The following is a 16,085-nucleotide window of genomic DNA, read 5'->3' as shown; positions in this document are numbered from 1 at the left end:
GCGGTGCGGTCAGGAGATGCCGAATTCCTTGCCGATGAAGTCGAAGAGGTCGTCATCGGTGGCCTCCTCCAGTTCCTCGGCGACGGCTGCGCTCTCGGCCCGGGCGGCCTGCTGGTCGTTCCACCTGGCGAGCAGCGACTGGATGCGGTTGGCGACGCGCAGGTGGCCCTCGTCGTCCGCCGGCGTCTCCAGCAGGGCGGCCTCCAGCCGGTCCAGCTCGGCCAGCAGCGGCACCACGGCCGCTGCCGGGTCCGGCACGGTCTCCGCCCGCAGCAGGTCCACCAGGGCCGCCGGGGTCGGGTAGTCGAAGACCAGGGTCGCCGGCAGCCGCAGGCCGGTGGCCCCGTTGAGGCGGTTGCGCAGCTCGACGGCCGTCAGCGAGTCGAAGCCGAGGTCCTTGAACGCCCGGCCGGCGTCCACGGACGAGGCGCCGGGATAGCCGAGGACACCGGCCACCTCCGAGCACACCAGGTCCAGCAGCACCGCCTCGCGGTCCGCCTCCGGCACGCCCACCAGCCGCTGTGCCAGCGCGAGGCCGCCGTCGGCCGTACCGGCGGACCCTGCGGCCCTCCGGGCGGTCACCCGGACCAGGCCCCGCAGCACCGGCGGCAGCAGGCCCGTCTCGGCCTGGGCGCGGAGCCCGGCGAGGTCGAGGCGGATCGGTACCAGGACGGCTTCGTCGAGGTCGCCCGCGGCATCGAGCAGTGCGAGGCCGTCGGCCGAGGAGAGCGCCTGCACACCGCCGTGGGCCATCCGCCGGACGTCGCCGTCGTCGAGGGTGTCGGCCATGCCGCCCGCCCACAGGCCCCAGGCGAGCGAGGTCGCGGGCAGACCGGCCGCCCGACGGTACTCGGCCAAGGCGTCCAGGAAGGCGTTGGCAGCCGCATAGTTGGCCTGCCCGGCCGCGCCGAACACCCCGGCCGCGGACGAGAACAGCACGAACGCCGCCAGGTCGTGGCCGGCGGTCAAGTCGTGCAGGTTCCACGCCGCGTCCACCTTCGGCCGCAGCACGGTGTCCAGCCGCTCCGGGGTCAGCGACGCCACGACGCCGTCGTCCAGCACACCCGCCGTATGCACCACGGCGGTGAGCTCCACACCCTCCAACACCCGCGCCAACGCCACACGGTCCGCCACGTCGCACGCGGCGAACCGTGCGTCCGCGCCCAGCGCCCGCAGGTCGGCCACCAAGTCCGCCGCGCCCGGGGCCTGCTGACCCCGACGCGAGACCAGCAGCAGACGACGAGCGCCGTACTCCGTCACCAGATGACGCGCGACCACCCCACCCAACGAGCCCGTCGCACCCGTCAGCAGCACCGTCCCCTCCGGGTCCAACGCCCGCAGACCGTCCACCGGCCGAACTCCGTCCACCGCGGCGGCCGGGACGCCGACCCGCGCCAGGCGCAGCGCGGTGGCGTTGCCCGAGTGCAGGGCGAGCTGCGGTTCGTCGCTGCCGAGCGCGTACGGCAGCGCCCGCAGCGAGGCCGGGTCGCCGTCCAGGTCGACCAGGGTGATCCGGCCCGGGTTCTCCGACTGCGCCGACCTGAGCAGGCCCCGGACGGCCGCTGCCGGGAGATCCCCTGCGGCGGCCCTCCGGGTCACCACGACGAGTCGGGAGTCCTCGAACGCGTCCTGCGACAGCCACTCCTGCACGAACGCCAGGGCGTCCCGAACGGCGGTGCGGGTGGCCGAAGCCAGGTCCGGCCCGCCGGAGTGGGCGACCGGCAGCACCAGCAGGTTGGGGACGACACCGCCTTCGGCCACGTCCGCCAGGTCCGTGAACCCGATCGCACCGGCCAGGCCGAGGCCGTCGCCGCCCAGCACACCGATCGTCCCGGTCGGCACGGTCGAGGGCAGCGTCACCGGCGTCCACTCGGGGCGGAACAGCGACTCGTGGCCGCCGGTGGCCGCCAACTGCTCCGCCGAGAAGGCCCGCAGCACCAGCGAACCGACCGTCGCGACGGGCGCGCCCGAGGCGTCGGCGACCACGAGGGAGACCGTGTCGGCGCCGGTGGCAGTCATCCGGATGCGCAGCTCGCCCACGCCGGCCGCGTGCAGGGTCACGTCCGACCAGGCGAACGGCAGTCGGCCCTGGCCGGTGTCCTCCAGCAACCCGCCGAGGGCCACCGTGTGCAGCGCGGCGTCCAGCAGCGCGGGGTGCAGACCGAACAGTCCGGCCTGCGCCCGCACCTCCTCCGGCAGCGCGACCTCGGCGAACACCTCGGTGCCACGCCGCCAGGCTGCCCGCAGCCCCCGGAACACCGGGCCGTACGCGAAGCCGGCAGCCGCGAAGGTGTCGTACACCTCGCCCACGGGAACCTGCTCCGCGCCCGTCGGCGGCCACTGCGTCAGCGACTCGCCGCCACCGGCCGCGGACTCCGCCAGCAGACCCGTCGCGTGCCGCGTCCAGGGCTCGTCGGGCGCCGCGTCCTCGGCCCGCGAGTGCAGGGTGACGGTTCGGCGACCCGATTCCCCGGGACCCCCGACCGACACCTGGAGCTGCACCGCACCCTTCTCGGGGACGACCAGCGGCGCCTCCAGCGTCAGCTCCTCCAGCGCGTCGCAGCCCACCTGGTCACCGGCCCGAACGGCCAGTTCCACAAAGGCCGTTCCCGGCAGCAGCACACTGCCCGCCACGGCGTGGTCCGCCAGCCAGGGGTGGGCGTCCAGCGCCAGCCGCCCGGTGAACAGGTGACCTTCGGCGTCCGCGAGCGCCAGCGAGGCGCCCAGCAGCGGATGATCGGCGGCGCCGAGACCGGCGGACACCACGTCACCGACCAGGCCGGGGCGGACCCGCGGCCAGTAGTTGTCCTGCTGGAAGGCGTAGGTGGGGAGGTCGACGCGGCGGGCGCCGGTGCCGGCGAAGACGGCCTGCCAGTCGAGCCTGGCACCGCGCACGTGCAGCCGGGCGAGGGCGGTGGTGAAGCTCAGGGCTTCGGGCCGGTCCCGGCGCAGGGTCGCGGTGAGGGTGGCGTCGGTGTCCTCGGCGAGACACTGCTGCGCCATCGCGGTCAGCGTCCCGTCCGGCCCCAACTCCAGGAACGTCCGGACCCCTTCGCCCTCCAGCACCCCGACCGCGTCAGCGAAACGGACCGCCTCACGGACATGCCGCACCCAGTACTCGGGATCCGTCAGCTCGTCCGACGCCAGGGCACCGGTGAGAGTGGAGACGATCGGGATCCTCGGCGCCTCGAACGTCAACTCCGAAGCCACCGAACGGAACTCGTCCAGCATCCCGTCCATCAACGGCGAATGGAACGCATGGCTCACCGCCAGCCGCTTCGTCCGGCGACCATCCGCCGCCAGCTTCTCCGCAACCTCCAGAACAGCCCGCTCGACACCCGAAATCACCACCGACACAGGCCCGTTGACAGCAGCGACACCGACACCCCCGGTCAGCAACGGCAGCACCTCCGCCTCCGCGGCCTCCACCGCCACCATCGCACCACCACGCGGCAACGCCTGCATCAGACGCCCACGCGCCGCCACCAGCTTCGCCGCGTCCGCCAGCGACAACACACCCGCCACATGCGCGGCAGCCAACTCACCGATCGAGTGCCCGGCCAGGAAATCCGGCCGCACACCCCACGACTCGACCAACCGGAACAGCGCCACCTCCAACGCGAACAACGCCGGCTGCGTGTAACCCGTCTCGTCGATCAGGTCGGTGTCAGCGATCGCCGCGCGCAGCGAACGCCCGAGCAGCGGATCCAACTCCGCACACACCGCGTCGAACGCCGCCGCGAACACCGGGAAAGCGCCGTACAGCTCCTCCCCCATCCCCGCCCGCTGACTCCCCTGCCCCGCGAACAGGAACGCCGTACGACCACCGGTCACCGTGCCCGTCACCGTCCGGGCGGTGGACTCGCCGTTGGCGAGGGCAGCCAGGGCGGCATGCAGGCCCGCCGGGTCGTCCGCCGCCACGGCGGCCCGGTGCTCGAAGGCGGACCGTGCCGTCGCGAGCGACCGGCCAAGCTCCGGCATGTTCGTCTCGGGGCCCGCCAGCAGGAACTCCCGCAGGCGGGAGGCCTGCCCGCGCAGGGCTTCCGCGGTGCGGCCCGACAGAACCAGCGGCACCAGGAGACCCGGGGTGTTGCCCGGCTCAGGGGCCGGCTCCTCGGCGGGTGCCTGCTCCAGGATGATGTGCGCGTTGGTGCCGCTGAACCCGAAGGAGGAGACGGCTGAGCGCCGCGGACGGTCGTTCTCCGGCCAGTCGCGGGCGTCGGCGAGCAGTTCGACCGCGCCCGCCGACCAGTCGACGTGCGAGGACGGCTCGCCGACGTGCAGGCTCTTCGGAAGCGTGCCGTGCCGCATCGCCATGACCATCTTGATCACGCCGGCCGCGCCGGCGGCTGCCTGGGTGTGGCCGAGGTTGGACTTCACCGAGCCGAGCCAGAGCGGCTGTTCGTCGGTGTGGGCGCGGCCGTAGGTGGCGAGCAGGGCCTGCGCCTCGATCGGGTCGCCGAGCCGTGTCCCGGTGCCGTGCGCCTCGACCGCGTCGACCTCGCCGGCCGACAGCCGGGCGTTGGCCAGCGCCTGCTGGATGACGCGCTGCTGGGACGGCCCGTTGGGCGCGGTGAGCCCGTTCGACGCGCCGTCCTGGTTGACGGCGCTGCCGCGCACGATGCCCAGGACCCGGTGCCCGTTGCGGCGGGCGTCCGACAGCCGCTCCACCAGGAGCATGCCGACGCCCTCGCCCCAGCCCGTGCCGTCCGCGTCCTCGGAGAACGCCTTGCAGCGCCCGTCCGCCGCCAGCCCGCGCTGGCGGCTGAACTCCACGAAGGTGCTGGGCGTCAGCATCACCGTCACACCGCCCGCCAGGGCGAGCGTCGATTCGCCCTGCCGCAGCGACTGGCAGGCCAGGTGCAGCGCCACCAGCGAGGACGAGCAGGCGGTGTCGATCGTCATCGCCGGGCCCTCCAGGCCGAGCGTGTACGACACCCGGCCCGAGGCGACGCTGCCCGAGGTGCCCGTGCCCACATGGCCTTCGGCGCCCTCGGCGGACTGCTGGAGCAGCATGCCGTAGTCGTTGTACATCACCCCGACGAAGACACCGGTCCGGCTGCCGCGCAGGGTGACCGGGTCGATCCCGGCCCGCTCGAACGCCTCCCACGAGGTCTCCAGCAGCAGCCGCTGCTGCGGGTCCATCGACATCGCCTCACGCGGCGAGATCCCGAAGAAGCCCGGGTCGAAGAGGCCCGCGTCGTGCAGGAAGCCGCCCTCGCGGGCGTATGAGGTGCCCTGGTGGTCGGGGTCCGGGTGGTAGAGGTTCTCGACGTCCCAGCCGCGGTCCTCCGGGAAGAAGGACACCGCGTCGCGGCCGTCCGCGACCAGTCGCCAGAGGTCCTCCGGCGAGTCCACCCCGCCGGGGAACCGGCAGGCCATGCCGACGATCGCGATCGGCTCGTCGTCCGGCCCGGCCGGCGCCGCGGGCGCGAGAGCGGCGGTGGGCAGCGCGCCCAGGAGCTCGGTACGGAGCTGGTCGGCGAGGACGGCCGGGCTCGGATAGTCGAAGACCAGGGTGGCCGGCAGCCGCAGGCCGGTGACGCCGTTGAGGCGGTTGCGCAGCTCGACCGCCGTCAGCGAGTCGAAGCCCAGCTCCTTGAAGGCCCGGCCCGTGTCCACGGCCGAGGCGTCCGGGTAGCCCAGGACCGCGGCGACCTCGGCGCGTACCAGGTCGAGCAGGGCGGTCGTCCGCTCGGCCTCGCCCAGCGCCGCCAGCCGGTCCGCGAGCGCCGACCCGCCTGCGCTGCCGCTCTCGGCGGCCGCCCTCCGCATCGGCACCCGCACCAGCCCGCGCAGCATCGGCGGCAGCAGACCGGAGCCCGCCTGGGCCCGCAGTCCGGTCAGGTCCAGCTGGATCGGGACGAGTACGGGTTCGGCGGCCGCCAGGGAGGCGTCGAACAGCAGCAGACCGTCGTCGGCGCTCAGCGCGACGACACCGCCGCGGGCCATCCGCTCCACGTCGGAACGGACGAGTGCGGCGGCCATCCCGCCGTCCTCGGCCCACAGGCCCCAGGCGAGCGAGGTCGCGGGCAGACCCGCCGCCCGGCGGCGCTCGGCCAAGGCGTCCAGGAAGGCGTTGGCAGCCGCGTAGTTCGCCTGCCCCGCCGCACCGAACACCCCGGCCGCAGACGAGAACAGCACGAACGCCGCCAGATCGTGACCGGCGGTCAACTCGTGCAGGTTCCACGCCGCGTCCACCTTCGGCCGCAGCACCGCCTCCAGCCGCTCCGGGGTCAGCGACGCCACGACGCCGTCGTCCAGCACACCCGCCGTATGCACCACGGCGGTGAGCTCCACACCCTCCAACACCCGCGCCAACGCCACACGATCGGCCACGTCGCACGCGGCGAACGTCACTTCCGCGCCCAACCTGCCGAGCTCTGCGGCCAGTTCGTCCGCGCCCTCGGCCTGCGCACCACGACGCGAGACCAGCAGCAGACGACGAGCGCCGTACTCCGTCACCAGATGACGGCTGAACAGCATGCCCAGTGTGCCCGTCGCGCCGGTGACCAGCACCGTACCCTCGGGGTCCAACGCAGGACGCACGCCACCGCCCGAGGCCACCCGCGCCAGCCTCGGCGCGACCGCCACACCGGCACGCAACGCCACCTGCGGCTCACCGCACTCCACCACCCGCGCCAGCGCCCGCGACGACTCCGGATCGTCGTCCAGATCGACCAACACGATCCGACCCGGATTCTCCGACTGCGCCGAACGCAGCAGACCGTGCACGGCCGCGGCCGGCAGATCAGCCGCGGTCGTCGCACCACGCGTCACCACGACGAGACGGGAGTCCGCGAACGCGTCCCGCTCCAGCCACTCCTGCACCAGCGACAGCGCCGCCCGGACGGCCTCGTGCGTGGCAGCCACCAGATCGGGCCCGCTCGCGGTGACGACCGGGCACACCAGCGTGGCCGGCACCGCACCGCTGTCGGCCGCTGCGGCCAGGTCCGTGAATCGCACCGCGCCCGGCAGGCCCAGGTCGTCCGCGCCCAACACACCGATCGACCCCGTCGGTCCCGAGGTCGGCAGGGAGACGGGCGTCCACTCGGGGCGGAACAGAGACTCGTGCCCATCCGGGGCGGCCAACTGCTCGGCGGCGAAGGCGCGCAGCGCCAGCGACTCGATCACGGCCACCGGCTGACCGGTGGCGTCCGCGAGCGTCAGCGACACCGCGTCGGCGCCCGCCGCGGTGATCCGCACCCGCAACTCGCCCGCACCGGCCGCGTGCAGGGCCACTCCTGACCACACGAACGGCAACCTGCCCCCGTCGGCCTCTGCCAGCAGTCCACCGACGCCCACGGCGTGCAGCGCGGCGTCCAGCAGGGCGGGGTGCAGCCCGAAGTACTCGGCCTCCGCGCGCGCCTCCTCCGGCAGCGCAACCTCGGCGAACACCTCGCCGTCCCGGCGCCAGGCCGCCCGCAGGCCCTGGAACACCGGCCCGTAGGCGAAGCCCGCTCCGGCGAACGCCTCGTACACGCCGTCCACCGAGAGCGCCTCGGCACCCGCCGGTGGCCACTCGGTCAGCGAGGGGCCCGCAGGCGCGGCGGCCGACGACAGGACGCCGGCCGCATGGCGGGACCACGGAGCGTCCAAGGACGCGTCCTCGACCCGCGAGAACACCGCGACCGGGCGGCGTCCGGCCGCGTCCGGCACACCCACGGACACCTGGACCTGCACACCGCCACGCGCCGGAAGCACCAGCGGCGCCTCCAACGTCAGCTCCTCGACCAGACCGCACCCGACCTGGTCACCCGCACGCACCGCCAGCTCGACGAAGGCCGTACCCGGCAGCAGCACGCTGTCCGCCACGGCGTGATCCGCCAGCCACGGCTGCGCGTCCAGTGCGAGCCGGCCGGTGAACAGGACGCCGTCGCCGTCGGCCAGACCCACGAAGGCGCCGAGCAGGGGGTGCTCCGCCAGGTCGACACCGAGCCGAGCGGCGGCCGCGTCACCGACCAGGAGCGGGGGTGCCTCCAGCCAGTAGCGTTCGTACTGGAAGGCGTAGCTGGGGAGGTCGACACGGCGGGCGCCGGTGCCGGCGAAGACGGCCTGCCAGTCGAGCCTGGCACCGCGCACGTGCAGCCGGGCGAGGGCGGTGGTGAAGCTCAGGGCTTCGGGGCGGTCCCGGCGCAGGGCAGGGGTGAGCGCGGCGTCGGTGTCCTCGGCGAGGCACCGCTGCGCCATCGCGGTCAGCGTCCCGTCCGGGCCCAACTCCAGGAACGTCCGGACCCCTTCGCCCTCCAGCACCCCGACCGCGTCGGCGAAACGGACCGCCTCGCGGACATGCCGCACCCAGTACTCGGGATCGGTCAGCTCGTCGGAAGCCAGGGCACCGGTGAGAGTGGAGACGATCGGGATCCGGGGCGACTGGAACGTCAACTCCGAAGCCACCGAACGGAACTCGTCCAGCATCCCGTCCATCAACGGCGAGTGGAACGCGTGGCTCACCGTCAGCCGCCTGGTCTTGCGACCCTGCGCCGCCAGCCCCTCGGCCACCCGCAGCACGGCGTCCTCGGCTCCTGAAATCACCACGGAGGAAGGCCCGTTGACGGCCGCGATGCCGGCGCCCGCGGTCAGCAGCGGTTCCACCTCGCCCTCGGTCGCCTGCACCGCCACCATCGCGCCGTCGCGCGGCAGCGCCTGCATCAACCGGCCCCGGGCCGCCACCAGCCTCGCCGCATCCGCCAGCGACAGCACACCCGCGACGTGCGCGGCGGCCAGCTCACCGATCGAATGCCCGGCCAGGAAGTCCGGCCGCACACCCCACGACTCCACCAACCGGAACAGCGCCACCTCCAACGCGAACAGCGCCGGCTGCGTGTAACCCGTCTCGTCGATCAGCTCCGCATCCGCGACCGCCTCGCGCAGCGAACACCCGAGCAGCGGATCCAACTCCGCACACACCGCGTCGAAGGCCTCCGCGAACACGGCGTGGGACGTGTAGAGCTCCTCTCCCATTCCCGCCCGCTGGCTCCCCTGCCCCGTGAACAGGAAGGCCGTACGCCCCACCGTCCCGGCGAGGCCCTCGACGAGGCCGGTGTACGACGCCAGATCCGCGACCATCCGCTCGGGTTCGGCGGTGGGCAGCACGGCCCGGTACTCGAACGCGGTCCTGGTGGTGGCCAACGAGTAGGCGAGGTCGACGGGCGAACCGTCCGGCCGCGCCTTGAGGTGTTCGGCGAGTCGGGCGGCCTGGGCGCGCAGTGCCTCGGGGCTCTTCGCGGACAGGACGAGCGGGAGCGGCGCCGTCCGGGGCCGGCCGTCCGCCGGGGTGGCCGGTGCGGGCGGTGCGGGCGGTGCGGGCGGCTGCTCGATGATGGTGTGGGCGTTGGTGCCGCTGACGCCGAACGAGGACACACCGGCCCGGCGGGGACGTCCGGTCTCCGGCCAGGGACGGGCCTCGGTGAGGAGTTCGACGGCACCCTCGGCCCAGTCGACGTGGGTGGAGGGTTCACCGACGTGCAGGGTCTGCGGGAGCAGGCCGTGCTGCATGGCGAGCACCATCTTGATGATGCCGGCGACACCGGCCGCGGCCTGGGTGTGGCCGAGGTTTGACTTCACCGAGCCGAGCCACAGCGGCTGTTCGTCGGTGTGCTCCCGCCCGTACGTGGCGAGCAGGGCCTGCGCCTCGATCGGGTCGCCGAGCGTGGTGCCGGTGCCGTGCGCCTCCACCGCGTCGACCTCGTCGGCCGCCAGGCCCGCCGAGGCGAGCGCCTGGCGGATCACGCGCTGCTGGGACGGCCCGTTGGGGGCGGTGAGGCCGTTGGACGCGCCGTCCTGGTTGATCGCCGAGCCGCGCACGATGCCGAGCACGGGGTGGCCGTTGCGGCGGGCGTCCGACAGCCGCTCCACCAGGAGCATGCCGACGCCTTCGGCCCAGCCGGTGCCGTCGGCGTCGTCCGAGAAGGACTTGCAGCGGCCGTCGGCGGCCAGGCCGCGCTGACGGCTGAAGTCGACGAAGGTGTCGGGCGTGGACATCACGGTGACGCCGCCGGCGAGGGCGAGGTCGCACTCTCCGGTGCGCAGTGCCTGGATCGCCCAGTGCAGGGCGACCAGCGAGGACGAGCAGGCGGTGTCGACGGTGACCGCCGGGCCCTCCAGGCCCAGGACGTAGGCGACGCGACCGGACGCGATGCTGCCCGAGCTGCCGGTGCCGAGGTAGCCCTCGACGCCGGGGGGAATGGCCGGCAGACGGGAGATGTAGTCGTGGTACATGACGCCCGCGAAGACACCGGTCCGGCTGCCGCGCACGGACTCCGGGTCGATGCCGGCCCGCTCGAACGCCTCCCAGGAGGCTTCGAGCAGCAGTCGCTGCTGCGGGTCCATGGCCAGCGCCTCGCGCGGCGAGATGCCGAAGAAGGCGGCGTCGAACTCGCTCGCGTTGTGCAGGAACCCGCCCTCGCGGGTGTAGGAGGTGCCGGGGTGGTCCGGGTCGGGGTGGTAGAGGTTCTCGACGTCCCAGCCGCGATCGGTGGGGAACGAGGAGATGCCGTCCGTCCCGCCGGCGACCATCGTCCAGAGGTCCTCCGGTGATCGGACGCCGCCCGGGTAGCGGCAGGCCATGCCGACGATGACGATCGGGTCGTCGGCGACCGCCGCGAGCACGGGCGCACGCTCGGCGACGGCGTCGCGCAGGCCGAGCGCCTCGGTCAGCAGGTACGCGGCGACGGCGGTCGGGGTCGGGTAGTCGAAGACGACGGTGGCGGGCAGGCGGACACCCGTGGCGGCGTTCAGGCGGTTGCGCAGCTCGACCGAGGTCAGCGAGTCGAAGCCGGTCTCACGGAACGCCTTCACCGGGTCGACCGCGTACGGACCGGCGTGGCCGAGCACGTGGGCGACCTGGGTGCGTACCAGGTCGAGGAGTTCGCGCTGCTGCTCCTCCTCGGTGAGGCCGAGCAGGCGCTGCAGCAGCGAGGACCCGGCGGCGGAGGCGGCGGCGCTCTCGGCCGCACGGCGGCCGGGCGTACGGACCAGCCCGCGCAGCACGGCCGGCAGCCGGCCGACCCGCGCCTGGACCCGCAGGCCTGCGAGGTCGAGCCGGATCGGCACGAGGGCGGCGGTGTCCCGGGCGAGCGCGGCGTCGAACAGGGCGAGGCCGAGGTCGGCGGTGAGGGGTGCCACGCCGCCGCGGGCCATCCGCTGGACGTCGCCGTCGTCGAGGGTGTCGGCCATGCCGCCCGCCCAGAGGCCCCAGGCGAGCGAGGTCGCGGGCAGACCGGCCTCCCGGCGGTGCTCGGCCAAGGCGTCCAGGAAGGCGTTGGCAGCCGCGTAGTTCGCCTGCCCCGCCGCGCCGAACACACCGGCCGCGGACGAGAACAGCACGAACGCGGCCAGGTCGTGGCCGGCGGTCAGCTCGTGCAGGTTCCACGCCGCGTCCACCTTCGGACGCAGCACCGCCTCCAGCCGCTCCGGTGTCAGCGACGCCACGACGCCGTCGTCCAGCACACCCGCCGTATGCACCACGGCGGTGAGCTCCACACCCTCCAACACCCGCGCCAACGCCACACGATCGGCCACGTCGCACGCGGCGAACGTCACTTCCGCACCCAACCTGACCAGCTCCGCGGCCAGCTCGTCCGCACCCTCGGCCTGCGCACCACGACGCGAGACCAGCAGCAGACGACGAGCGCCGTACTCCGTCACCAGATGACGGCTGAACAGCGCCCCCAACGTGCCCGTCGCACCCGTGACCAGCACCGTGCCCTCGGGGTCCAACGCAGGAAGCACGCCACCGTCCGAGGCCACCCGCGCCAGCCTCGGCGCGACCGCCACACCGGCACGCAACGCCACCTGCGGCTCACCACACTCCACCACCCGCGCCAGCGCCCGCGACGACTCCGCATCGTCGTCCAGATCCACCAACACGATCCGACCCGGATTCTCCGACTGCGCCGAACGCAGCAGACCCCAGACCGCGGCACCGGCCAGGTCCTCGGCCGTGCTCGCACCACGCGTCACCACCACAAGACGCGAGTCCGCGAACGCGTCCCGCTCCAGCCACTCCTGCACCAGCGCCAGCGCCTCCCGGACGGCCGTCCGCACGGCTTCGGCCGACGGCCGGAGGCCGGTGGAGCCGAGCGGCAGGTAGACGGTGGCCGGGGCCTGGCGGTCGGTTTCGAGGCGGGCCGCGAGGGCGGCCAGGGTCGGCGGGGTGTCGACGGCGTGACCGGCGGCGAGGAGCGCCGCGGCGAGTCCGAGGCCGTCCGCGCCGACCACGGTGTGGCGCTCGGCGGTGCCGTCCGCCTGGGCGGGCAGAGGTATGTCGGTCCACTCGACGGCGAACAGCGCGTCGTGCCCGGCGGTGGGCCGGGTGCCGTCGCCGATGCGGTCGGCGGTGACCGGCCGAAGCATCAGGGTCTCGACCGAGGCGACCGGTGCGCCCGTGGCGTCGGCCGCCGTCAGCGAGACCGACTCGGGGCCGGTGGGGGTGATCCGGACCCGCAGCACGGCCGCGCCCACCGCGTGCAGGGTCACGCCGTTCCAGGAGAACGGCAGGCGGCCCCGGCCGCCGGTGGCGGACCGGTCGCCGTCCGACGGCATGGCGAGCGCGGTCGCGTGCAGCGCCGCGTCCAGCAGGGCCGGGTGCAGTCCGAAGGCCGCGGCGGTGTCCGCCGCCTGCTCCGGCAGCGCAACCTCGGCGAAGACCTCGTCGCCCCGCACCCAGGCGGCGTTCAGGCCTCGGAAGGTCGGCCCGTAGCCGAAGTCGGCGGCAGCGAGGGTGTCGTAGAAGCCGGTCAGGTCCACCGGCGTCGCGTCGGCGGGCGGCCAGGGCCCGGCGGCGGGGCCGGCCGCTCGGTCGGTGCCCGTGGAGGCGGACAGCAGGCCGTCCGCGTGTCGAATCCACGGTTCGCCGTCGTCGGCGTCCTCCCCGCGGGAGTGGACGGACATCGGACGCGACCCCGATTCGTCCGGGCGCCCGACCCACAGCTGGACCTGGACGCCGCCTCGCTCGGGCAGCACCAGCGGGGCTTCCAGGGTCAGCTCGTCGAGCCGGTCGCACCCGACGTGGTCACCGGCCCGGACGGCGAGTTCCACGAAGGCCGTGCCCGGCAGGAGGACGCTGCCGCCGACCGCGTGGTCGGCGAGCCAGGGGTGGGTCTGCAGGGAGAGCCGGCCGGAGAAGAAGAACCCGTCGCTGTCGGCGAGCGCCACCGCCGCACCCAGCAGTGGATGGTCGGCCGATCCGAGACCGATGGCCCGGGCGTCCCCGACGGCGGGCCCGGTGCGGTCGATCCAGTACGCCTCACGCTGGAAGGCGTAGGTGGGGAGGTCGACGCAGCGGGCGCCGGTGCCGGCGAAGACGGACTGCCAGTCGAGCCTGGCGCCGCGTACGTGCAGCCGGGCGAGGGCGGTGGTGAAGCTCAGGGCTTCGGGGCGGTCCCGGCGCAGGGCAGGGGCGAGGGTGGCGTCGGTGTCCTCGGCGAGACACTGCTGCGCCATCGCGGTCAGCGTCCCGTCCGGCCCCAACTCCAGGAACGTCCGGACGCCTTCGCCCTCCAGCACCTGAACGGCGTCGGCGAAACGGACCGCCTCACGGACATGCCGCACCCAGTACTCGGGATCGGTCAGCTCGTCGGACGCCAGGGCACCGGTGAGAGTGGAGACGATCGGGATCCGCGGCGACTGGAACGTCAACTCCGAAGCCACCGAACGGAACTCGTCCAGCATTCCGTCCATCAACGGCGAATGGAACGCATGGCTCACCGTCAGCCGCTTCGTCCTGCGCCCCTCGGCCTCAAGGTGCCCGGCAACGGCCAGGACGGCGTCCTCGGCTCCCGAAATCACCACCGACGTGGGCCCGTTGACGGCGGCTATGCCGACGCCCTCGGCGAGCAGCGGCTCCACCTCGCCTTCGGTCGCCTGCACGGCGACCATGGCGCCGCCGCGCGGCAGCGCCTGCATCAGCCGTCCGCGTGCCGCCACCAGCTTCGCCGCGTCCGCCAGCGACAGCACGCCCGCGACGTGCGCGGCGGCCAGCTCACCGATCGAATGCCCGGCCAGGAAATCCGGCCGCACACCCCACGACTCGACGAGACGGAACAGCGCCACCTCCAACGCGAACAGCGCCGGCTGCGTGTAACCCGTCTCGTCGATCAGCTCCGCATCCGCGACCGCCTCGCGCAGCGAACACCCGAGCAGCGGATCCAACTCCGCACACACCGCGTCGAAGGCCCTCGCGAACACCGGGTGGGCGCCGTACAGTTCCTCGCCCATGCCGGCCCGCTGACTGCCCTGGCCCGCGAACAGGAACGCCGTACGACCGGCCGTCCCGGCGGTGCCGGACACCGAGGCCACCGACGATCCGCCGGCCGCCAGGGCCTGCAGCCCCGCCAGCACCTGCGCCCGGTCGCCGACCAGCACCGCCCGGTGCTCGAACGCCGACCGGGCCGTCGCCAGCGTCAGCCCGACGTCCGTCAGACCGAGGCCCGGCTCGGCCGCCAGGCGCTCGGCCAGCCGCCCGGCCTGCTCCTGCAGGGCCGCCGGCGTGCGGCCGGAGAGCACCACCGGCAGCGGGACGGCCGAGCCCGGGACGGGCGCGCCGTCGGCGACCTTCTCCTCGGCCTCGGTGGGCGGGGCCTGCTCCAGGACGGCGTGCGCGTTGGTGCCGCTGAAGCCGAACGAGGAGACGCCCGCACGGCGCGGCTCGCCGGTCTCCGGCCACGGGGTGTCCTCGGCGAGGACGCGGACGGCGCCGGCCGCCCAGTCGACGTGGGGCGAAGGCTGGTCGGCATGGAGGGTGCGGGGCAGCACGCCGTGCTGCATCGCCATGACCATCTTGATGACGCCCGCGACCCCGGCCGCGGCCTGCGTGTGGGCGAGGTTGGACTTGACCGAGCCGAGCAGCAGCGGCCGGCCGTCGGGCCGGTCCTGGCCGTACGTGGCGATGAGCGCCTGGGCCTCGATCGGGTCGCCGAGCCGGGTGCCGGTCCCGTGCGCCTCGACGGCGTCGACCTGCTGGGCCGTCAGCCGGGCGTTCTCCAGGGCCTGCTTGATCACGCGCTGCTGCGACGGGCCGTTCGGTGCGGTCAGGCCGTTGGACGCGCCGTCCTGGTTGACGGCGGTGCCGCGCACCACGGCCAGCACCGGGTGCCCGTTGCGGCGCGCGTCCGACAGTCGCTCCAGCAGCAGCATGCCGACGCCCTCGCCCCAGCCGGTGCCGTCGGCCCCGGCGGCGAACGCCTTGCAGCGGCCGTCCATGGCCAGGCCGCGCTGGCGGCTGAAGTCGACGAACGCCTCGGGGGTGGACATCACCGTCACACCGCCGGCCAGTGCGAGCGTCGACTCGCCGCTGCGCAGCGACTGCACGGCCAGGTGCAGGGCGACCAGCGAGGAGGAGCAGGCGGTGTCGATGGTGACCGCCGGGCCTTCGAGGGCCAGTGTGTAGGCGACCCGGCCGGAGGCGATGCTCGCCGAACTGCCGGTGCCCAGGAACGCCTCGACGCCCTCCGGCACGGAGTGCAGGCGGGCGGCGTAGTTGTGGTAGATCACGCCGGCGAATACACCGGTGCGGCTGCCGCGCAGCGTGGCCGGGTCGATACCCGCCCGCTCGAAAGCCTCCCAGGAAGTTTCGAGCAGCAGCCGCTGCTGCGGGTCCATTGCCGTCGCTTCGCGCGGCGAGATGCCGAAGAATCCGGGGTCGAACTCGGTGGCGCCGTGGAGGAAACCGCCCTCGGCGACGTACGAGGTGCCCGGGTGTTCGGGGTCCGGGTGGTAGATCGCGTCGAGGTCCCAGCCGCGGTTGACGGGGAACCCGTCGACGGCGTCCCGGCCTTCGCTGACGAGCTGCCACAGCTCCTCGGGGGATCCGACGTCCCCGGGGAAGCGGCAGCTCATACCGATGATCGCCACAGGCTCGTGGTCGGCCGCCTCCACCTCCTGGAGCCGCTGGCGGGTCTGGGCCAGATCGGCCGTCACCCACTTGAGGTAGTCGCGAAGCGTCTCTTCATTCGCCATTAAATGCCCACCTCTTCAACGCATCCAGTCGGCTCGCGTCACTTTGACGGATTCTCACCGGCGGGAAATTCGCAGCAACGGCCGATGGCCTGTGGAAATCCCCCGGGCGAAGTTGTCGGCAACTT

1 protein-coding gene is annotated in these 16,085 nt (G+C 73.9%); it reads right to left on the bottom strand.

Features of this window, described 5'->3' with window-relative positions:
• Positions 1 to 9: 9 nt before the first annotated feature.
• A complete protein-coding gene (locus OG871_RS33280; protein WP_371501897.1) occupies positions 10 to 15,960 on the bottom strand; it encodes an SDR family NAD(P)-dependent oxidoreductase in 15,951 nt (5,316 codons plus the stop codon).
• Positions 15,961 to 16,085: the final 125 nt, after the last annotated feature.

Origin of the sequence: Kitasatospora sp. NBC_00374, assembly GCF_041434935.1 — a bacterium.
GTDB lineage: Bacteria > Actinomycetota > Actinomycetes > Streptomycetales > Streptomycetaceae > Kitasatospora.
This window is presented reverse-complemented; position numbering and strand designations above follow the sequence as displayed.